The 18,915-nt window shown below is 61.4% G+C and carries 20 protein-coding genes; 8 read left to right on the top strand and 12 right to left on the bottom strand.

Annotated elements, in window-relative coordinates; all coding sequences use genetic code 11:
- Window positions 1-47 precede the first annotated feature (47 nt).
- The 3 genes from HMPREF2912_RS06630 to HMPREF2912_RS06620 form a co-directional block, all read right to left on the bottom strand.
- Complete coding sequence (locus HMPREF2912_RS06630) at window positions 48-620, bottom strand: TetR/AcrR family transcriptional regulator (protein ID WP_070624224.1); 573 nt, start codon at window positions 618-620, stop codon at window positions 48-50.
- Between the two features lie 62 nt (window positions 621-682).
- Window positions 683-940, bottom strand: coding sequence for a CBU_0592 family membrane protein (locus HMPREF2912_RS06625; protein ID WP_070532003.1), 258 nt, complete (start codon window positions 938-940; stop codon window positions 683-685).
- Between the two features lie 44 nt (window positions 941-984).
- Window positions 985-1,245 carry a CBU_0592 family membrane protein gene (locus HMPREF2912_RS06620; protein WP_070532007.1) on the bottom strand — a complete coding sequence of 87 codons (261 nt, stop codon included), beginning with the start codon at window positions 1,243-1,245 and terminating at the stop codon, window positions 985-987.
- Between the two features lie 447 nt (window positions 1,246-1,692).
- On the opposite strand from HMPREF2912_RS06620, the gene HMPREF2912_RS06615 reads away from it, so the two are divergent.
- Genes HMPREF2912_RS06615 through HMPREF2912_RS06605 form a run of 3 tightly spaced genes read left to right on the top strand, consistent with a single transcriptional unit; the run spans window position 1,693 to window position 4,397 of the window.
- The gene (locus HMPREF2912_RS06615; RefSeq protein WP_070624222.1) at window positions 1,693-2,190 is read left to right on the top strand and encodes a hypothetical protein; all 498 of its coding nucleotides are present in this window, start codon (window positions 1,693-1,695) and stop codon (window positions 2,188-2,190) included.
- Window positions 2,191-2,192: 2 nt separating this feature from the next.
- Entirely contained in the window at window positions 2,193-3,692 is a 1,500-nt protein-coding gene (locus HMPREF2912_RS06610; protein ID WP_070624220.1) for a molybdopterin-dependent oxidoreductase, read from the top strand.
- A gap of 9 nt (window positions 3,693-3,701) precedes the next feature.
- Complete coding sequence (locus tag HMPREF2912_RS06605) at window positions 3,702-4,397, top strand: hypothetical protein (RefSeq protein WP_070532020.1); 696 nt, start codon at window positions 3,702-3,704, stop codon at window positions 4,395-4,397.
- Here HMPREF2912_RS06605 and HMPREF2912_RS06600 read toward each other — a convergent pair.
- Window positions 4,394-4,798: a methylenetetrahydrofolate--tRNA-(uracil-5-)-methyltransferase gene (locus HMPREF2912_RS06600; protein ID WP_070624218.1), complete on the bottom strand. Its 405-nt coding sequence runs from the start codon at window positions 4,796-4,798 to the stop codon at window positions 4,394-4,396. The two genes, HMPREF2912_RS06605 and HMPREF2912_RS06600, sit on opposite strands and share 4 nt — an antisense overlap.
- 162 nt (window positions 4,799-4,960) lie before the next feature.
- On the opposite strand from HMPREF2912_RS06600, the gene HMPREF2912_RS06595 reads away from it, so the two are divergent.
- From HMPREF2912_RS06595 to HMPREF2912_RS06585, 3 genes are read left to right on the top strand one after another with little or no spacing between them, the layout of a single operon-like run.
- Complete coding sequence (locus HMPREF2912_RS06595) at window positions 4,961-5,743, top strand: phosphoadenylyl-sulfate reductase (protein ID WP_070624216.1); 783 nt, start codon at window positions 4,961-4,963, stop codon at window positions 5,741-5,743.
- A complete protein-coding gene (cysD, locus tag HMPREF2912_RS06590; protein WP_070525831.1) occupies window positions 5,743-6,639 on the top strand; it encodes a sulfate adenylyltransferase subunit CysD in 897 nt (298 codons plus the stop codon). Before HMPREF2912_RS06595 ends, cysD begins: the two co-directional genes overlap by 1 nt.
- Window positions 6,639-7,931 (top strand): sulfate adenylyltransferase subunit 1, encoded by a 1,293-nt coding sequence (locus HMPREF2912_RS06585; protein WP_070683632.1) that lies wholly within the window; start codon window positions 6,639-6,641, stop codon window positions 7,929-7,931. The genes cysD and HMPREF2912_RS06585 overlap by 1 nt, the downstream gene beginning before the upstream one ends.
- 9 nt (window positions 7,932-7,940) lie before the next feature.
- Here the strand turns inward: HMPREF2912_RS06585 and HMPREF2912_RS06580 are convergent, their stop codons facing one another.
- From HMPREF2912_RS06580 to HMPREF2912_RS06565, 5 genes are all read right to left on the bottom strand, one after another.
- A complete protein-coding gene (locus tag HMPREF2912_RS06580; RefSeq protein ID WP_070683631.1) occupies window positions 7,941-8,579 on the bottom strand; it encodes a hypothetical protein in 639 nt (212 codons plus the stop codon).
- A gap of 24 nt (window positions 8,580-8,603) precedes the next feature.
- The gene (locus HMPREF2912_RS06575) at window positions 8,604-9,134 is read right to left on the bottom strand and encodes a hypothetical protein (protein WP_070683629.1); all 531 of its coding nucleotides are present in this window, start codon (window positions 9,132-9,134) and stop codon (window positions 8,604-8,606) included.
- 228 nt (window positions 9,135-9,362) lie between these two features.
- Complete coding sequence (locus tag HMPREF2912_RS13315) at window positions 9,363-9,485, bottom strand: hypothetical protein (protein WP_256380803.1); 123 nt, start codon at window positions 9,483-9,485, stop codon at window positions 9,363-9,365.
- Between the two features lie 93 nt (window positions 9,486-9,578).
- Window positions 9,579-10,190 carry an LppP/LprE family lipoprotein gene (locus tag HMPREF2912_RS06570; protein ID WP_070683627.1) on the bottom strand — a complete coding sequence of 204 codons (612 nt, stop codon included), beginning with the start codon at window positions 10,188-10,190 and terminating at the stop codon, window positions 9,579-9,581.
- Window positions 10,191-10,245: 55 nt separating this feature from the next.
- Window positions 10,246-10,740, bottom strand: a complete 495-nt coding sequence (locus HMPREF2912_RS06565; RefSeq protein WP_070683625.1) for an LppP/LprE family lipoprotein — start codon at window positions 10,738-10,740, stop codon at window positions 10,246-10,248.
- 111 nt (window positions 10,741-10,851) lie between these two features.
- Between HMPREF2912_RS06565 and HMPREF2912_RS06560 the strand changes: the two genes are divergently transcribed.
- Entirely contained in the window at window positions 10,852-11,430 is a 579-nt protein-coding gene (locus HMPREF2912_RS06560; RefSeq protein WP_070683624.1) for a nucleosidase, read from the top strand.
- A gap of 123 nt (window positions 11,431-11,553) precedes the next feature.
- On the opposite strand, the gene HMPREF2912_RS06555 is transcribed toward HMPREF2912_RS06560, so the two are convergent.
- From HMPREF2912_RS06555 to HMPREF2912_RS06545, 3 genes are all read right to left on the bottom strand, one after another.
- Window positions 11,554-12,828: an AI-2E family transporter gene (locus HMPREF2912_RS06555; RefSeq protein ID WP_154736619.1), complete on the bottom strand. Its 1,275-nt coding sequence runs from the start codon at window positions 12,826-12,828 to the stop codon at window positions 11,554-11,556.
- A gap of 35 nt (window positions 12,829-12,863) precedes the next feature.
- Complete coding sequence (locus HMPREF2912_RS06550; RefSeq protein WP_070683622.1) at window positions 12,864-16,310, bottom strand: bifunctional proline dehydrogenase/L-glutamate gamma-semialdehyde dehydrogenase; 3,447 nt, start codon at window positions 16,308-16,310, stop codon at window positions 12,864-12,866.
- A gap of 401 nt (window positions 16,311-16,711) precedes the next feature.
- The gene (locus HMPREF2912_RS06545; RefSeq protein WP_070683620.1) at window positions 16,712-17,824 is read right to left on the bottom strand and encodes an ABC transporter substrate-binding protein; all 1,113 of its coding nucleotides are present in this window, start codon (window positions 17,822-17,824) and stop codon (window positions 16,712-16,714) included.
- 161 nt (window positions 17,825-17,985) lie between these two features.
- Between HMPREF2912_RS06545 and HMPREF2912_RS06540 the strand changes: the two genes are divergently transcribed.
- Window positions 17,986-18,915 (top strand): FecCD family ABC transporter permease, encoded by a 930-nt coding sequence (locus HMPREF2912_RS06540; protein WP_232755653.1) that lies wholly within the window; start codon window positions 17,986-17,988, stop codon window positions 18,913-18,915.

The following is an 18,915-nucleotide window of genomic DNA, read 5'->3' as shown; positions in this document are numbered from 1 at the left end:
GACCGCGCAAGTCTATCCCCTAGTACGCGCGATCGCTAGCCCGGGCGCTAGCTCGCGCGTGGGGTGTGCAAGATGAATGACTCCGGTGGGGTTAGGCGCTCTACTGCGAGAGCGATCCGCTGCGTCGAAGTCTCTCCCACGCGCATGGCGTGGTGGAGGACTGCTCCTTCGTAGAGGGCATCAAGCCCCAGCGTGGTGGGTTCATCAAAATATGTGGACAGGACTTTTTGGCACGCCCGTGTCCACTCCAGAAGGATCATGCGGTGGCGCGGGCGGCGCAGCGACAACGAGTAAAGCTCGCTGCCCAGGATGATATCGGTGCGTGAACGGGCGGTAGCCGAGAGCATGTCCACAGTGGCGGCCCGTGCTTCTTCGAGGGTGGAGACGCCTTCATAGAATTCCCGAAACTCAGTCACCGAGCGGTGCGTGAAGTCCTGGAATGCGGCGTTGATGAGGCCGTCTTTATCGGTGAAATAGTAGGCAATGGAGCCGAGTGCCACGTGTGCCTCGGCGGCGACCGCCCGTAAAGATAGCCCGGCAACGCCTTCGCGAACGATGGTGTTAAGGGCCGCAGTCAGGATGAGTTCTCTGCGCTGTGGCTGTGCATCTTCTTTAGACATCGTGCTCCCTGTGTGTGACGGGCCTTCAGTCTAGTGCTCGTTTGCGCCGAGCGGCGAGGGTTTTATCGGGCCTGGCTGGGGGCCTTCTTCGTGAAAATCTTCCAGAGGCCAAGAAGCGCGACGACGGCCCATACTGTCTCAACAATGAACAGGCCTGGGTTAAAGGGAGAAATGGCGGTGTAGACGAATCCGGTCGCGCCGAGGAAATTAAGGGATTGGTACAGCGGGGAATCGGCTGTCAGGACGCGGAAGTTGAGCAGGCCGTAGGCCACGACGAACAGGATGCCGGCGATGATGCCGATTTCGAAAGCGAAGCTCATGGGGGTGATTCTTTCTGTCAAAATGGAGGCGGGTCGGGTGAGCCCTAGCTTTGGGCAGTGTTCTTCTTACGGTCTAGGTAGATGCGGATAATTCCATACAGACCGAAGAGGGACCAGATGAGTTCAGTGAAGAAGACGCCGGCGTTGAAGGGCGTGGCGGCTGAGGCGGCGAGGAAACCGGCGCCAATGAAGTTGAGGATTTGGTATGGGTAGTCATCAACCGTCCATTTCCCAAGGTTGAGCATTGCGAAGGCGAAAAGCAGTGCTACAGAGGCGATGAGTCCGAAAATGACCATGGCAGACATTTAAGAAGCATGTCCTTTCAAGAATGGTGTGGGTGGTACATCGATGCTTCTCCGGAGCGTGGCTACCCTTGAAGCGCGTAGCGAATTGAGCGCGAGGATGAGGGCAGAAATTAGCGTTGAGCTCGACATTGCCAAGTTAAACACCGCTTCATCGCGTGCGATAAATGGGACAAACGGACGGTTTCTGAACGCTTGTCTAAACCGCAGCTAGTAGACGTGGGCGCAATTTGAACAGTCGTCCATATTCGCTGTAACTCATGGTGTGGGGTTTACTGAGTTTCAGGGAGCTGAGAAGAGCTCCAGCCTGCCTCGAGCGTTGCCAATCTCCGGTAGGGCAGGCGTTGCCAGCAGGTGACGGTAGCGAGTCATCTGGACACGAGTGCCCAGCAATGGTCACGGGCGCAGCACGCCTGCGGACCGCAGCGGGCGCGATAGGAGAAGTAGCTCATGTCTGCCATACCTTCATCGGTTGACCCAAACCTTCATGACATCTCTTTGCACGTCAAGCCGGGCAAAGAGCGTGCACCGTTCTTCCGCTATATTCGCATCAACCTGCCAAAGCTAACCCGCGTCATGATAGTGGCCATCATGGCCCTACAAGGGGGATTGGCCTGGTACGTGGCGCGGGCCGAGTTTTCGATTTTTCCCGAGCAAGAGATTGTCCTCTATCTCCTCGTTGCATTGTGCGCCGTCGTTGTTGTTCTTGGTGCCGTGACGCCGTGGCGTGTGTGGGATTTCGGACTCATTCCCGCCGTGGGTTCACTGCTTCTGTTTTTCGGCGGTCTCGCCGGCACCCCGCCATGGGTATGGAACGGAGCCGATGTGTACCTCGCCGCCGCATGGAATACCACAGCACTGTGTGGTCTCGCCTACCTCGTCGTGTACTGGGCGCTGGACTATGGCGTGCTCGTTGCTTATCCCGACGATCAAGGTTTTGAGGACTAATCATGTTGACTGAATTTCCCGTTTGGCTACGTATCGAACATTTTGTCAATATCCTCTTTGTCACGCTGTTCATCCGTAGCGGTATCGAAATCCTAGGCACGTTCCCTAAGCTGCATCGTTCGATTCACACGCCCCTAGGCAAACAATGGGCGCAGTTTTCTATCAAACAAAAGCGCAAGCGCAAGTACTTCCCAGTCTCCGGCGAATACGAAAACTACAGTCCAATCGTTTCCCTTCCAGGCTATGGTGCCTTGGGGCAAGGCCGCTATTGGCACTTCATCTCAGTGATGGGGTGGATGCTCCTACTGGTTATCTACTGGGGGCTCTTGCTGGCTACCGGCCAGTGGCGCCGCTACTGGCCCGAAAGCTGGGGAGTCTTTGCCCAAGCATGGGATGATCTAGTCCACTACCTTGGCTTCCAAATCCCCGGCGCGATGGACGGCTACCCGTTCAATGCAATCCAACAGCTGTCTTATGGCTTTGTTGTCCTCATCTTGCCAATGTGGATGATCCTCACTGGCATGTTCCAGTCGCCCGCTATCAATAACCACTTCCCGCGGATTTCCAAGGCGATGGGAGGCCGTCAGGTCATCCGCACCCTGCACTTTTGGGGCCTTGTGGCCTACCTTGTCTTCATCGTTATTCACGTGGGTATGGTGATCATGCATGGATACGGTCACGAGGTGTCCAAGATGGTCTTTGGGCATGCCGATAAGCCGGTGGCCGGCGGCATCATTTTCACCATGGGCATAATGCTTATTGTCTTTGTCCACATTTGGGCTACGAAGACCTCCCTTAAGCGCCCGATGGCAGTTGCCGCGTTGCATAACGCCGTGGTGCGCCCCTTCACCCGTTTCCTGCGCTCGAAGGTTCCTTCGCGCCAACGCGGGGTGTATGCCGATTCAGAGGTCACCAAGGCACCGCATCACCGGGCCTCGGGCATGCCACCCGGTACCGAGGAATACATGGCGCTCCTTTGTAATGGATTTGAAAAGGACTACGTGCTGGAGATTGGTGGGTTCGTCGAAAAGCCCATGCGTCTGACGTTGGAGGACCTACGCCGGCTTTCGGCTGGGTATTCCCAAAATACGGTGCACCATTGCGTTCAAGGATTTACCTCTGTCGGAAAGTGGGAAGGCGTTCCGTTGGCGCAGCTCTTGGATTTAGTCAAGCCACTGGACGGGGCTTCCGACGTCGTCGTGCACAGTTTCCAGAACATGACTCGCGACGACGATAACTACAACGGTTCGTACTACTACGAGTCCATGCCCATGGAGGAGGCCCGTCAGCCGGAAACGCTCATCGCAATTGGTTATGACGGCGGCGAGATTCCCATCAAGAACGGTGCGCCCATGCGCTTGCGACTGGAGACCTCCACCGGTTTCCGCTCTGCGAAGTGGCTTGACCGCATCGAAGTTGTCAATCGTTTCGACATTGTGGGCAACGGGCGCGGTGGCTTTTTCGAAGACACCGACAGCTACGACCGCCTACAAATGCTTTAGGAGTACGCCATGTCACGAGCACTCTATGAGGATCTTTACTTAAGCCCCGAACAGGTTGCGCGAGTGCGCAGCTACATCCGCCAGGTGGACTTCCACCTGCCAGGAGCGTCCAGCGCAGACTTTTCCATCAATCCACACGCTCGCTACCTGGGATACATGTTCCAACAGGAAGATTTGGAATCCTATGGCGTGGGTTTGGAATGCACCGCACCGGGAATGGAACACCAGCGCACGTTTATCAGAATGTCGCGCGGTCAGTTGTTGGGGCACGAGGATGCGCCTACTCTGCCGGTCAACGATCCCGTTATGGCAGCAGACGCCATGACGTTGCATCGCTTCTACGATAAAGAGCGCCGCCCGTTGCGCCATGGCGAGGAAACCTATTCCTCCGATGAGGGCGCTCCCGGCGCAGACATGGATTTGTCCATGGTTGAACAACAACTGCGCGATATCATGGCGTTTCACAATGGCGAACCGGTGCCAGGAAACCAGGAGATCTTGGATCTGCGCGTCTACTGGGGAACGCTTTTGGCAGGGCGCTACCCACGCTTGAAGTATTTGGAGAAAGCCGGACAGCTGTCAGCGCTGCAAGCTGACAGGTTGGGTGCGGTAGAGGCCGAGATCAACTCGGTCGAGGGGATCCTGCGTTCCCTAGGCTTAGCTACCCTCGAGGATCTCAACAAGCCAAAGCGCGAGGACGGTTAAAAGCAGACCGGGGCGCGCTGGGCCCGCGCCGTGACGGCGGCCCAGTCCTCGACGTCGTCGGTGGGCTGGCACAGGCCCTCCCACGTGGTGATGGCCACGCCGCGGGCCATGAGTTCCAAAAGAACAAGGTGGCGGTCGCCGGAGGCGGAGAGCTGGTTGAGGTCCGCGTGGGAAATATCGGCTCCGACGCGGACGTTGCCGATGAGCCGCAGCCGCGGCGTTGTCCCCTTTGGGCACGGCTCAGCAACGGATTCCGCGCCGGCGAGCCCAGCGAAGCGGCGCAGCAAACCGAAGGGCGCGGGGCGCTCGCAGTAGAGGTCCACGCACAGCCCGGCCCTGATGAGCCGTTCGGCGGTGGAGAGCGCGGCGGGGCTGTCCCCGACAATTGCGACACGCTGCATGAGAACCCCTTCAGTTCGGTAGGAATAGACTGTCTAGTCTGTAAATCTAGTCCGCTCGGTTCATTCTATCTAATTTTTATTCTCCCTAGTACCCAAGCTCACAGCCCCCGCGCCCCACTGTGGGGCTGCGCACACGCCCGCCTCCCTTTAATGTGAGGTGTCATGACCGAACCGATAAACCTGCTGGACCGCGGCGACTACCGCGATCCCAGCATTAGCCCCGAAGGCACCCGCGACACCGCGCCGCTCGAGCCTGCCGTGGCCCAGCGCAACCAGGAACTCGTCGAGGAGTGGGCCGACAAGCTTTATGACGCCTCCGCCGCGACCATCACCGAATGGGCCGCCGAGTACGCGCCCGGTCGGCTTGCCGTCACGATGTCCATGGAAAACACCGTGCTGGCCGAGCTAGCGCACCGCGCCCACTTAGACGCCGACCTGCTCTTCATCGACACCGGCTGGCACTTTCCGGAGACGTTGGAGGTAGCGGGGGACGTCGCCAAGCGCTATGCGGACCTGCCGCTCGTGCGCGTCCTGCCTATCTTGAGCCCCGAGGAGCAGGACAAGATTTATGGCCCGCGCCTGTACGCGCGCGACGTTGCCGCATATAACCGCATGCGCAAGGTGGAGCCGCTCAACATGGCCATGGACCCCTACGTCGGATGGGTAACCGGCCTGCGCCGCGCCGATTCCGAGCACCGCGCCACCGCCCCGGCGCTGAGCCTGGACCGCACGGGCCGGCTGAAGATTTCCCCGATTGTTACCTGGGACCTCGATGACACCGACGCTTATATCAAGGAACACGACCTCATCATCCACCCCCTCACCCTCCAGGGCTACCGCTCCATCGGCTGCGCGCCGTTGACCTTCCCTGTAGGCGAGGGCGAGGATGCGCGCTCCGGGCGCGTTTTCGCTGACGGCAAGACAGAATGCGGGTTGCACGAATAATGACTCTTTCACCACACCTTAAAGACTTAGAGAACGAATCCCTCCACATCCTGCGCGAAGTCGCCGGGCAATTCGACAAGGTAGGCCTGCTCTTTTCCGGCGGCAAGGACTCCGTCGTGGTCTTCGAGCTCGCCCGCCGCGCCTTTGCGCCGGCCACCGTGCCTTTCGAGCTCATCCACGTCGATACCGGCCACAACTTCCCGGAGGTCATCGACTTCCGCGATCAGCTCGTCGCGGAGACCGGCGCGCGCCTGCACGTCGCCCACGTCCAGGACTGGATCGATCGCGGTGACCTCCAGGAGCGCCCCGATGGCACCCGCAACCCGCTGCAGTCCGTGCCGCTGGTGGAGACAATCGCCGAGCGCGGCTACGACGCCGTCCTTGGTGGCGCGCGCCGCGACGAGGAACGCGCCCGCGCCAAGGAGCGCATCTTCTCCATCCGCGATTCCTTCGGCGGTTGGGATCCGCGCCGCCAGCGCCCGGAGCTGTGGGACCTCTACAACGGCGGCAAGATGGCCGGCGAAAACGTCCGTGTCTTCCCCATTTCCAACTGGACCGAGTCCGACATTTGGGAGTACATCGGCGCACGCAACCTTAAGCTTCCCTCCATCTACTACTCGCACCAGCGCGAGGTGTTCAACCGCAACGGCATGTGGCTGACGCCGGGCGAGTGGGGCGGTCCCCGCGAGGATGAACCGCTGGAGACCCGCACCGTGCGCTACCGCACCGTGGGGGATATGTCCTGCACCGGTGCCGTGGAATCTACCGCTGCCTCGCCCGATGAGGTGCTCGCGGAAATCTCTATTTCCACCCTGTCCGAGCGCGGTGCCACCCGCGCCGATGACAAATTGTCCGAGTCCGCCATGGAGGACCGCAAGAAGGAAGGCTACTTCTGATGACGACTACCCTCGCACCGAATGTCGGCGCGCTCAAACAGCGCGATACCCTGCGCCTGTGCACCGCCGGTTCCGTCGATGACGGCAAGTCCACCTTCGTGGGCCGCCTGCTCTATGACACCAAGTCCGTGCTGGCGGACCAGGTGGAGTCCATGGAGCGTTCTTCTGCCGACCGTGGCTTCGATGGCATGGACCTCTCGCTGCTTGTCGACGGCCTCCGTGCCGAGCGCGAGCAGGGCATCACCATCGACGTGGCCTACCGCTACTTCGCCACGGACAAGCGCACCTTCATCCTCGCTGATACCCCGGGCCACGTGCAGTACACGCGCAACACGGTCACCGGCATGTCCACCTCCCAGGTGGTGGTGCTGCTTGTCGACGCCCGCAATGGCGTCGTCGAGCAAACCCGCCGCCACCTCAACGTGGCCGCACTCCTGGGCGTGCGCCACGTGATCCTGGGCGTGAACAAGATCGACCTGGTGGACTACGACGAGGCCACCTTCCGTGCGATGGAGACTGAGTTCAACGAGGTCGCCGCGCGTTTGGGTATCACCGATTCGGTGGCCATCCCGATCTCCGCGTTGAAGGGCGATAACGTGGTGGAACGCTCCACGAACATGCCGTGGTACGAGGGCCCGACGGTCCTCGAAACGCTCGAGACCGTCCCAGTGGCCACCGGCCGCGCCGATGATCTGGACCTGCGTTTCCCGATCCAGTACGTCATCCGCGAGCACGCCTCCGATTACCGCGGCTATGCCGGGCGTGTGAAGGCCGGGCACGTGGCGGTGGGGGATGAGGTGACGCTGCCGGGCGGGCGGACCTCGACGGTCACCGCGATTGATACCACCGACGGCCCGCTTGGCTCCGATGAGGCGGCGCGCGCCGGGGATTCCGTGGTACTTAGGCTGGCCGATGACATCGACTTGGCCCGCGGCGACCTCATCGCCGGTTCGCAGCGCCCGGAGGAGGTGCGCGAATTCGCCGCCACCGCGGTGGTCCTCACGGACAAGGAGCTGCGCGCGGGACAGATGGTGAAGCTGCGCTATGGCACAGCATTGGTCAAGGCGCGCGTGGCATCGGTGGACCGCATCCTCGACCTGGATGGCGTGGCGGATGTTGAGGCCCCGGAGTCCGCAGCACTCAATGACATCGCCTACATCACCGTCCAAACACAAGCGGAGCTTCCCGTCGAGGACTATGCCGCCCGCGGCGCGGTGGGCAATTTCCTGCTCATCGATCAGTCCAGCGGCAACACGCTGGCAGCAGGCTTTGTGGGCCAGCGCCTGCGCTAACCCGCGAGTTTAGGCCGTGGCGTTCTTCTCGGCCTGCTTGCGGCCCAAGGTCTTGCGCAGGGACCAGATGAACTCCGCAATCATCAGGTAGACGGGGGTGCCGCCGGCGACCATGAAGAAGAAGGCGCCGGCGGAGCTGGCCTCGTCGACGTAGTCATCAGCGCCGTAGAGGAGCTCGACGCCGCTGGCGTTGCCGACCTCCGCGAGGGCGCCGAGGCCGCGAATAGTGGAGATGATCCACATGAAGGCCAGCAGGCCCCACACGATGCACCACTGAATCGACTGGGCACGCTGACGGGAGGGCTCCACGGCGAAGGAGAAGTTGCTCAGATCAACGTTGAAGTTGGAGGAACCGGAAGCCTGGGCGGTCGACGGCTGGGGTATGAGCTGCACACCGGAGCCAGACGTGGCGATCTCACGGATGCGGGCGACGTCCACCTCGGGGCCGAAGGGATCTGCGATAGCTCGGTCATACTGCTCGCGGCGGTCCTGGCGGGAGAAGATGCTGTGGGCGGTGGAGAGTTCGTCGTAAAGCGCGGCGTTGGACGGGTCAGTCGCGGTGAGGCGGCGCTCGATATCCGAGGTCAGGGTCGCGGAATCAGCGGAAGGGTCAAGGTTGAGGGAGTTATAGAGGTTGTAGTGTGCCACGAGGCGAAAAGTCCTTTCGAGGGGTTAGCAGGGATCGCTGAAATCTGCATTGTTATTGAGCGAACGGGCGTTGCCACCGTATCGCGCCTTGAGCTTACAGACCTCATCCACGCTGTGTCCGGCGTCGTAGTAGGCCGCATAGACCTGCTTGCCTTCGTGTTCCGAACGCAGCGAGCTGCATGCTGTTCCCGGCATGATCTTGACCCCGGCGTAGTGGGCCTCCACGCGGTCGATTTCGGATTGCGGGGACTCGCCATAAGGGACGAGGAGGGAATCCACGATGAGAATGTAGCGGCCATCGCAGGTCTCTTGCGCTTGTGTGCTCTCAGCGCTGTCCTCGGTGCTCTGCTCGCAGAGGGGGATGTCATCCGTGATTTGCTTCGGGACATTGTCGGTGCTGAGGCGGTTGGAATCCCAGCACTTGATCGACGAGGTGTCATCGACGTCGTCGTTCTTATAGGGAACCCATTCCCCGCCGCCCCAGGAATAGAGATAAAAAGAGGAGCTATTTTCTGAGGCGAGGTAGAGCCAGTCGTCATTGCAAAACAGCGTCATCGGGCGGGGAATATCGTTCCTGGTCTTTTCAGCTGCTGTACCGCACCTGTCTGCCTTCTGAGGTGTGGCTTTAGACGTCACGGGTTTCGCAGTGCTCGTCTTAACGCTGGTAGTGCGGGTTTCACTGCTTGTTGTTGTGGCCTCAGCGCTTGTGGTGGTGCTCGGGGCCACCTGCGTAAAGAGGGCCTCCTGCTCTGTGGTTTCAGAAGAGGAGCGCGACATTAACAGCTACGTGACACCAGCAATGATCGCAAGGAGTACGACGATGGCGATGATCACGATGCTTCCCGAGCGTGCAGGACGTTCCGGGCCCTCGTTGCTTGGCGGGGCCCAGGGGTTGCTATTAGTCACGCAGGAAACTCCTTAAAAACGGGGGCGGCAGACAGCAGCTTTCACAGGAAGCCGTGTCACACTATAGCCGTATTTACCCTCACAATAAGGGGTTTAATTCGGTGGGACATCACCGCTCATGATTGTTTTCTGCTGGTCTTCGTCCCAGCGGAATCCGGCATGCGTTTCGCCGGTACGCCCGGCGGTGGTTTCGCCCTCGCGGGCCCAGTGGTAGGTCACGGCGATCTCAGCGTCACTTACTCGCTCGACGGTGGGGAAGAAACCATAAGGCTCGAAGGTGGCGGTGCCAAGGTATTCGCCTTTATGGAAGAGCATGATGTGGTGCGGCGAGGAGGCCGTGGCACCCTCGATGGTGATAATTTGCCAGCTCAAAGCCGCGCAAGGGTCGAACCCTGAGGAGGAGGAAAGCTGCCAGCCAAAGTCATTCCACGGCGCGATGCTGCCAATGCCTGATTGATAGGCCTCCTCGGCGTCAATATCCTCGCAGGACTCCGACTTGTCCGCGCTCTGGGTAGGGGAAGGTGCCTCGTTGCTCGTAGGTTCGGGGCTTTCGGCTTCTTCCGTGGTGTTCTCGGTGGCAACGTTCGCCGAGCTGTTGTGGACCGCGCTGAACATAGGGGTCTCCGCCTCGTCCTGATGGCTTTGCGCACAAGCAGCGAGTGGGAGGCAGATGAGGACAGTGCCCACGAAGGCAGACCTGTGCATTAGTGTTCCTTCCATAAAAAGTGCGCCTCGTGTGAGGCGCACGATTGGTTTTATCTTAGCGAGGAGGAACGTCACCGCTCATGACGACTTTGTTCTGGGCGGCGTCCCAGCGGAAGTTCGCTTCCGTGGTGCCCGTCGGAGCGGCATTGGCGTCGCCTTCTTGTGGCCAGTGGTAGGTCACGGCAATTTCACTGCCATTGACCTGCTCGACACTGGGGAAGAAGGCGTAGGGCTCGGCGGTGGCGGTGCCGATGTACTCGCCGTAGTGGAAGAGCATGATGTGGTGCGACGCGGAGGCCGTTGCGCCTTCGACGGAAATGGTCTGCCAACTCAGCTCCGCGCAGGGATCGAAGTGGGCGGAATCAACGAGTGCCCATTCATGTCCATTCCACTGGGGAACCTGGGCGATGTTGTCGGCGAAAGCGGCGTGGGCATTTCCTGCCTCGCAGACTTCGGCGACGGGGCTGGCCTGAACCTCTTCTGGGCTGCCGCATGCAATGAGGGGGAAGCAAAGTAGTGCGGCTCCGGCGAAAACTCGTGGTGTGAACATTGTGTTCTCCTTTCTGAGGTCTCGGTGTGGTTCCAGACCCTACAAAGGCCGCAGAGGCCCCGGCCAGAGTTACGGAGAGCATTCCTCGGGTCAGCGGGTAGTCTCTCAGGCATGGAGAATCTGTCTGGTCGTACACTGTTCGTCGCCGCCGTGGATGCCGAAGCCACGCATGTTCCTGAGGGAGCGCCGCTGCTCATCACGGGTATTGGTACGGTTCCCGCCGCCATCGAGCTGACAACGGTGCTGGCGTCGGCAGAGGTGTTGCCGGAGCGTGTCATCAACATCGGTACTGCGGGCGCGCTTCGCGACGATCTCTCAGGCGTCTTCGAGATCTCCCACGTACGCAAGCACGACTTTCACCTGGAGGTGCTCAGCGATGTCTCCCGCTATCTGCTCCCGGAGGTCATCGAGCTTGAAACCTCCGGTAAGCTGCCGACCGCCACGCTTGCCACGGGTGACGCCTTTATTTCGGATACCCCGACCCGCACGCGCCTTGCCCAGGATTCTGCGTTGTGCGATATGGAGGGCTACGCCATCGCTGCGGTGTGCCGAAAGTTTGGTGTGCCGTGCACGCTTCTCAAGCAGGTTTCGGATACCGCTAATGAGGAGTCCTATGGCTCGTGGGCCTCGGTGCTCGACCGCGCGGCGGAGGAGTTGGCTGTAGCCTTCGGCACGGTGTCCGCGGATTAGACCCCACATACGGAAAGTGCCCTAGTTGCCAAAACCATCGCTCCCGCCGCGGGTGGTGGGGGAGAAGTTTGGCAACTAGGGCAGTTGCACGGCCAGGGCTAGAGCCATGCACCGGTTGTGTGGCTAGCGGGCGCCGCTGGCCTCTAGGTTCTCGTAGAGCTCCATGACGTCCTCATGGCCCTCCGCCGTGGAAATCTTAATGTTTTTAGCTTCGATTTCGCCGGCACGCAGGCTGGCCATCTCCTGGTGGTAGCGGAAGACCACGGCAATGGTGGCAGCCACCGGCACAGCCAGGAAGGCGCCGATGATGCCGGCCAAGGCGGAGCCGACCGTGACGGAGAGCAGCACCATTGCCGCGTGCAGGCCCATGGCCTTGGATTGCAGCATCGGCTGGAGGACGTTGCCCTCCACCTGCTGGACGATGATGATGAGAGCTAAGGCGAGCAAGGCCTTCGTCAGCCCATCGGAGACCAGCGCGATGATGACGGCCAAAGCGCCCGCAGTGACAGCGCCAATGACCGGGATGAAGCTGGCGAAGAACGTAACTACGCCGATGACAAGGGCCAGCGGTACCTGGAGAACCCAGAGGCCGAGGCCGATGAGGATGCCGTCGACGGCCGCGACGGCTGCTTGCGCCTGAATGAAGCCAGATAACGTGTTCCACACGCGAGTCAGCAGCTCGGTGGCGTGCCAGCCGGCGGAGTAGCCGGTGTAGGTGCGCAGCCACGGCAGGAATTTATCGCCGTCCTTGAGGATGAAGAAGGCTACGAAGAGCATGATGGCGAGCGCCATGGCGATGGAGCTGGCCATCGATACACCGGAAATCACCCCGGTGGCGATGTTGGAAGCTTGGCCCTTGATGAAGGTCATGGCGTCATCAAGTACTTCCTGGACTTTCGCGGCATCAATATCGAAAGGTAGGTCCTTGGCCATATCGACGAGCTTGTTCAAGCCGCCTTCAGCCTGATTGACCAAGGACGCGCCCTGAGAGGAGACGACCGGGGCCATCGCCGCGAAGACGCCGCCGATGATGGCCAAAAAGCCCAGCAGCGTGGTGATGGAGGCCAGCGCGCGGGGGAATTTGTGCGCGCGCAACCAGTTGGTCACGGGGAAGAGCACCGTGCACACCAAAATGGCCAGGATGACCGGCAGCAGGCCCACCCAGATGAACTTCAGCAGGTAGCCGGCCAGGCCGACGCCCGCCACCACGATGATGAAGATCAAGCACACCTTGGCCAAGGAGATGGCATCGCGCCCGAGGACGCGAGACTTGTCATCGGTCTTCGACACCGGGAGGGTAGCTTCTTCATTAATGGGCTCCGCGGCGGCAGAAGCCGCCGCGCCAGAGGCCGTGGAGGACGTGCCCGAGCGGGCACCGTCATCATTGTTGTTTGTCATGCGCTCCATCTTCTCATATGAGCGCAGAAAACGAACTATGCGCGGATGCTGCTTACCTGGCGGATGATGCCGAAGCGGTGCATCGTCACCGAGACCGCCTGCTCGAGGAGGAAGGGAAGGAGCTCACGGCGGCCATCGGCCAGCACCGGCTGATCCAAGACCACGGAGTTGGATTCCACCGCCGCCTCAAAGACGCCCGGCTCGACAGAGCCCACTGCACGCACGCGGCCGGACTCTAGACGAGCGACCTCTCGGGCGAAGGCATCCGCCGACACGCTGTCAACCTTAAAGCCCAGACCACGCAGCTCCGCGGCCTTTTCCGGGGCGGCGCTGAAGCGCACCGGGGAGTCGGTGCGGGTGGCGGCGAGGGCGAGGCGGGAGACGTCGCGAAGCTCGGCATCGGAACCAATGCGTACCTGCAGCGGCGTGAGCACTGGGCGGTATCGGAAGACGTTGGCCTCGCTGACCAGACCTGCGCGGTCGTGCTGGCGGCCGAACTCCTGCTGCCAAGCCAACTCGTCGAGCTCTGCTGCGCGCCACAGCCAGGCGGTGTCCTCCTCCGAGAAGCCCAGCTCGCCGAAGGCGCGCAGCTGGGCCGCCACCGGCTGGGAGATGTCCACGTCGAAGGGGCGCAGCGGGCCCTCGGACCAGGTGCCGAACTGTGCCACGTAGTTCGGGCCACCGGCCTTGGCTCCCGGGCCCATGACGGACTTCTTCCAGCCGCCGAAGGACTGACGCTGCACAATCGCGCCGGTGATGCCGCGGTTGACGTAGGCGTTGCCCACTTCGACGCGCTCGAGCCAGTAATCGATTTCGTCGTTATCCAGCGTGTGGATGCCGCCGGTCAGGCCGTAGCCGGTGGAGTTCTGCCACTCGATGGCCTCATCTAGGGTCTCCGCATGCATGATGCCAAGCACCGGGCCGAAGCACTCGTTGACGTGGAACCAGGAACCTGGGCGCACGTTATCGCGGATACCCGGCGACCACAGGGTGCCTTCCTCGTTGAGCTTCTCCGGCTTCACCAGCCACTTTTCACCCGGCTCCAGCTGGGTCAGGCCGCGCAGCAGCTTCTCGCCCGGGGCCTCGGCTAGGCCATTCATCGTCGTGGTGATGTCGTAGCCGGGGCCGGTGATGAGGGTCTTGACGGCGTCGACAAGCTGCGAGCGCAGGCGCTGCGACTCGCCAGCCGCGCCGACGAAGATGACCAGGGAGGATGCGGAGCACTTCTGGCCGGAGTGGCCGAAGGCGGAGAGGTAGAGGTCCTGAATGGCCAGGTCCGGGTCCGCGGACGGGGTGATGATGAGCGCGTTCTTGCCGGAGGTCTCCGCCATGATGTTGAGCTCCGGCTTCCAGGAGCGGAAGAGCTTGCCGGTATCGGAAGCACCGGTGAGGATGACGGCGTCGACATCGTCGTGGGAGATGAGCGCGCGGCCGGCGTCACCCTCATCGGTGAAGACGAGCTGGACCAGATCCGGGTCGAGGCCCTGTGCCTCCAGACCGGCGCGGAAGGCTTCCACGACGAGCTTCGCGCAGTGCACGACCTGCGGCGCCGGCTTGATGATGACGGCCGAACCCGCGGCGAGCGCTGCCGCGATGCCGCCGGTGGGAATGGCCACCGGGAAGTTCCACGGCGGGGTCACCACGGTCACGCGGTGGGGCGTGAACTCGGCGGCGTAGCTCTCCAGCAGGCGGGCGGACTGCGCGTAGTAGGTGCAGAAGTCGATGGCCTCTGAGATTTCCGGGTCGGTCTGCGTGACGGTCTTGTTGGCCTCATAGGCGGCCACGGAGATGAACTCGCCGCGGCGGTTGGCCAGCTCATCGGCCACGGCCTCGAGCGCGCGGGCGCGGTCCTCGGCAGGGCGTGCGCCCCACTCGGCGCCGAGCTCGGCGGCGCGGGCTACGTGCTTGTCGACGATCCCCGCATCCGTCACCTCCTCAACGCCGTGCTCACCGGGGTTGTGCGCCAGGGCCTTGAGCGCCCACTCGCGGTTGGCTTCCAGGGCCGGGTCGGTGTCTGGCTCGTTGGCGAAGCGACCGGTGCGCGGTGCCTGGCGGCCGGCTGCCTGCTCGGCCTCCTCCAGGCGGTTTTGGGTGCGGCGCGGGCCGGCGAAGGTATCCCAGCGCTGGTCGACGGCCTGGCGGAAGACCTGCTCCTGGTCCTTCAGTGCTTGTTCCTCCGGTGCGAAGAGGGCGTAGAGGAAGTTCTGCGGTGCGGAGTTCTCCTCCAAACGGCGCACCAGGTAGGAGACGGCGACATCGAAGTCTTCCGCGTGTACCACCGGGGTGTAGAGGATCTGGCGGCCTTCGAAGGCCTCGCGGACCGCGGCCTGCTGGGCGGGGGACATGCCCTGGAGCATCTCGGAATCCATCATGCGCATGACACCGCGCTTGGTGCCCAGCTTGTAGGCAAAGGCCGCGGTGTAGAGGTTGTGGGTGGCCACGCCGATGCGTACGCAGTCAGCGAATTCGGGGCGCAGGATGTAATCGAGCAGGCGGTAGTAGTTGGCGTCCACCTCATCCTTGGTGGCATAGGGTGCTGCCGGCCAGCCGTGGATTTCACCCTGGACGTGCTCCATCGAGAGGTTTGCGCCCTTGACGATGCGAATCTTGATGTGGGATCCACCCTCGGCCACGCGCTTCTTAGCGAACTCGGCGAGGTGCGTCAGAGCGTCGAAGGTATCCGGCAGGTAGGCCTGCAGCACGATGCCGGCCTCGAGGTTGATGAACTCCGGCTCGCTGAGTAGCTCGGTGAACAGGCGCACCGTGAGGTGGAGGTCGTGGTATTCCTCCATGTCCAGGTTGATGAAGACCTTATCCGGGCGGCGCGCGGCGGCCTCGTAGAGCGGGCGCAGGCGTTCCTTGAGGCGAACCAGGGAGCCCTCGATATCCCACGGGTTGAGCTGGGCCACCATGGAGGAGGCCTTGACGGACACGTAGGTCACGCGCGGGTTATTGATGAGCTTGAGGGTGCGCTCGGCGCGGGAGCGCGCTTCGTCGTCGCCCAGCACGGCTTCACCGAGGAGGTTGAGGTTGAGCTGCTCGCCGGACTCGGCGGCCTTGTCCAAGGTCTTGTTGAGGGCGTCGCTCTCGGCGTCGAGGACCAGGTGGCCGACCATCTGGCGCATGCGCATGCGCGCCAGCGGCATAACCAGGTTGGGCAGGATCGGTCCGAAGAAACCACCCAGGCCCACCAGCGAGCCGTTGATGAGGCCGAGGAAGGACGCGTCATAGGTGGTGGTGACGGACTTCAGCGCGTGGGCGGCTACCTTGTCATCCTCGGGGCGCATGACGCGGTCCACGAAGTCCATGGTGAAGGCCACCCCGTCCGGGTTGCGCAATAAGTCTGCGAGTTGTTCTGTGGCCGGATCCTGCTCGTCGGCGGTGGAGGCGAGCCAGGAGTGGGCCTGGGCCGCGGCGTCGGCGATCAGCGCGGCGTCAATGTCGGTGGATTCGGGAACGGGGGTGTGAGCATCGTTAGTCATGGATTACAACCTTTATGGGTCTCAAGGCACACTGGTGCGGCCTTGCGGAAAGCGGAAACTGCAGACTTTCTAGTCCAACACGGGCGCATACTCTGCGCCGTGCCGTTCAGTCTGTGTGAAAAGAGGTGCTTATTTAACGCTGGCGTACACAACCGGTGGCCGATCGGAAGAACGACGCTGCCTAATGAAGTGAGCATTCATGTGCGACCACCCTTCTTGTGTGTGGGGAGCAGCCAGGCAATGGCCTGGCCTGATTAGCGAGAAATCGGTGACCTTGATATGGTCCGCCGCACAGAAATCGTAGACGTGTAACCCATCTCGCTTACATGAAAGCTAGCCCCTTAAGTTGGGGTGAGTCAATCCCACAGGTGTTGTTTTGAGGGGAGGGTGCTACCCCCGTTTTAGTGGCTGAGATAGTCCGCGAGATCTGACGCGATCTTCTGTGCGCCCAGAGGCCCCAAGCCGAGTGCCCACGTATCGTCGCTGACCTCGATGGCATGGCCGTCTTTGGCCGCAGGAAGCTGTTGGAACGCCGCGGTAGAAATGGCGGTGTCTTGGCCGGTGGCGGAGGGATCTCCGTAGCTGCAGTAGAAGATGTAGTCGGCGTCCGCTTGGTCAATGTTCTCCGGCGAGATTTCCGTAGCGAGCTCTTCGATGTCCTGGTTGGCGGGGCGGGCGAGGCCGGCGTCATCAAGCACCGTTCCAATGAGTGAAAGGCGCCCGTAGAGGCGTACCTTGCCCGGCATGAAACGCAGAATGGTGACGGTGGTGTCTTCGCTCGTTGGTCCGTCCTCAATGACCTTCTTTACTTCTTCGATCTTCTTGTCATAGTCGGCCATGACTTGTTCGGTGCGCTCCTCTTCTCCGAGGGCTTCACCGATGAGTCGGAAGTTTTCTTTCCAGGTGTATCCAGGGCGGATCGAGAAAACGGTAGGTGCGATGGAATTGAGCTGGTCATAGTGCTTATCCATGCGCAGCTGCGAGCCGATGATGAGGTCGGGGTTGAGCGAAGCAATCTTTTCCATATTGACTTCGTTGATCGTGCCTACCGTTTCGATGTCACTTGCTTTGTCGGCCATGTAATCCGGGACGGGATTCTGGCCCTTGGACGTGGTCATGCCGACTGGCTTCATGCCGAGTGCTAGGACGGAATCGAGTTCGCCGCTTTCTAGAACAACCACCCGTTGTGGCTTTTCTTTGAGTTCGGTCGTTCCGCGTGCATGCGTGACCGTGCGTGGGAATTGACCAGGGGCTGCATCGCTGCCAAAGCTTTGGCTTTTCTCTCCCGCCCCGGCAAAGCCTTCGCCTCCGGTGGCCACGGAGTCATTTCCCGAGGCTGAATTGGAGTTTCCTGATTCTTTCCCGGACGGTGAGGACGCAGGGTTAGAAGCGTCAGCGTTTGAGTTGGTGTTTTCGAGGCTGGCGCAGCCGGTGAGCGCTAGCGCTGCGGTAAGACCAACAGCAGTGAGGCGGAGGAGAGGGGTGCGGGGTGCGATTTTCTTTCGAATGTTCATAAAAGGTAGCCTAACCTAAATTAGGTCGAGCTAAGGAAACGTGAGCATATGAAGGTATTTGGGTGGTGTCGGTGATTGAGCAGGGGTTGCGCGCCGGAAAGAGAAATACCCGGCGTCTTGGTTGGGTAGTAGTTGCTGGCCTTGCCATTCTCTGTATCGGCGTGGCGCTGTCACTGGCGTTGGGCGCGCGTAGCATTCCCTTCAGCGACGTGTTGGCCGCCCTTCGGGGACAGCCTGGTATAGCTTCCTCGATCGTGTGGGAGAGGAGGCTTCCCCGTACACTCGTTGCCGTTTGTGCGGGCTGTGCATTGGCTCTCGCTGGCGCAGTTCTGCAGATTATGACGCGCAACCCTTTGGCAGATACCGGAGTTTTCGGGATTAACGTAGGCGCCAGCTTGGCCGCGGCCATTGCTCTGGGCTGGTGGGGGTGGCAATCACCTTTTGCGTTTTCGCTCGCAGCCATCATCGGTGCGGCAGTGACCATGCTGCTGGTCACCGCGGTAGGGCGTGGCAGAGCGGGCGATGTTGATCCGCTGAGACTGATTCTTGCAGGCGTAGCCATCGGGGCGGTATGTGAGGGCCTGTCCTCCGCGCTGATCCTGATAGATCCTCACGCCTTTGCAAGAATCCGTGCTTGGGTGACGGGCTCCGTTGACGTTGCTTCGTGGACGCCAGTGGTGATTGCCTTCGGCGGACTGGTGGTAGGCGTGGTGCTACTGATTGTCTTTGCTCGCCACTTGCCGCCCCTTGCTCTGGGGGATGACGTTGCGGCGAGTCTCGGCATTAACCTCAAACTGACTCGTTTGGGGCTTGTCGCGGCGGTAACGGTGTTGGCTGCTACCGCCACCGCAGCGGCGGGGGTGATTGTGTTCGTTGGACTAGTTATCCCGCATGTTGTCAGGCTGTGCGGGATATACGAAGAGCGGGCACAGCTTGTCGCCGCTGCCGTGGTGGGGCCTTTGTTTTTATTGGGCGCCGATATTGTGGGCCGCTACCTCACTGCTGCTGAGTTGCCGGCTGGCGTCACGGTGTCGCTCATTGGTGCCCCAGTATTGATTGCGCTGTCCCATCGCGCTGGAAGGAGGCTGTGA

Source organism: Corynebacterium sp. HMSC056E09, assembly GCF_001813425.1.
Taxonomy (GTDB): Bacteria; Actinomycetota; Actinomycetes; order Mycobacteriales; family Mycobacteriaceae; genus Corynebacterium; species Corynebacterium hesseae.
The sequence above is the reverse complement of the archived record's forward strand: the minus strand, read 5'-3'. Positions and strand labels throughout refer to the sequence as shown.

What these genes read in the sequence shown, in the direction of transcription:
- HMPREF2912_RS06630 (WP_070624224.1), bottom strand. Translation starts at nt 620, where the DNA reads ATGTCTAAAGAAGATGCACAGCCACAGCGCAGAGAACTCATCCTGACT.
- HMPREF2912_RS06625 (WP_070532003.1), bottom strand. Translation starts at nt 940, where the DNA reads ATGAGCTTCGCTTTCGAAATCGGCATCATCGCCGGCATCCTGTTCGTC.
- HMPREF2912_RS06620 (WP_070532007.1), bottom strand. Translation starts at nt 1,245, where the DNA reads ATGTCTGCCATGGTCATTTTCGGACTCATCGCCTCTGTAGCACTGCTT.
- HMPREF2912_RS06615 (WP_070624222.1), top strand. Translation starts at nt 1,693, where the DNA reads ATGTCTGCCATACCTTCATCGGTTGACCCAAACCTTCATGACATCTCT.
- HMPREF2912_RS06610 (WP_070624220.1), top strand. Translation starts at nt 2,193, where the DNA reads ATGTTGACTGAATTTCCCGTTTGGCTACGTATCGAACATTTTGTCAAT.
- HMPREF2912_RS06605 (WP_070532020.1), top strand. Translation starts at nt 3,702, where the DNA reads ATGTCACGAGCACTCTATGAGGATCTTTACTTAAGCCCCGAACAGGTT.
- HMPREF2912_RS06600 (WP_070624218.1), bottom strand. Translation starts at nt 4,798, where the DNA reads ATGCAGCGTGTCGCAATTGTCGGGGACAGCCCCGCCGCGCTCTCCACC.
- HMPREF2912_RS06595 (WP_070624216.1), top strand. Translation starts at nt 4,961, where the DNA reads ATGACCGAACCGATAAACCTGCTGGACCGCGGCGACTACCGCGATCCC.
- cysD (WP_070525831.1), top strand. Translation starts at nt 5,743, where the DNA reads ATGACTCTTTCACCACACCTTAAAGACTTAGAGAACGAATCCCTCCAC.
- HMPREF2912_RS06585 (WP_070683632.1), top strand. Translation starts at nt 6,639, where the DNA reads ATGACGACTACCCTCGCACCGAATGTCGGCGCGCTCAAACAGCGCGAT.
- HMPREF2912_RS06575 (WP_070683629.1), bottom strand. Translation starts at nt 9,134, where the DNA reads ATGACGCTGTTTTGCAATGACGACTGGCTCTACCTCGCCTCAGAAAAT.
- HMPREF2912_RS06570 (WP_070683627.1), bottom strand. Translation starts at nt 10,190, where the DNA reads ATGCACAGGTCTGCCTTCGTGGGCACTGTCCTCATCTGCCTCCCACTC.
- HMPREF2912_RS06565 (WP_070683625.1), bottom strand. Translation starts at nt 10,740, where the DNA reads ATGTTCACACCACGAGTTTTCGCCGGAGCCGCACTACTTTGCTTCCCC.
- HMPREF2912_RS06560 (WP_070683624.1), top strand. Translation starts at nt 10,852, where the DNA reads ATGGAGAATCTGTCTGGTCGTACACTGTTCGTCGCCGCCGTGGATGCC.
- HMPREF2912_RS06555 (WP_154736619.1), bottom strand. Translation starts at nt 12,828, where the DNA reads ATGACAAACAACAATGATGACGGTGCCCGCTCGGGCACGTCCTCCACG.
- HMPREF2912_RS06550 (WP_070683622.1), bottom strand. Translation starts at nt 16,310, where the DNA reads ATGACTAACGATGCTCACACCCCCGTTCCCGAATCCACCGACATTGAC.
- HMPREF2912_RS06545 (WP_070683620.1), bottom strand. Translation starts at nt 17,824, where the DNA reads ATGAACATTCGAAAGAAAATCGCACCCCGCACCCCTCTCCTCCGCCTC.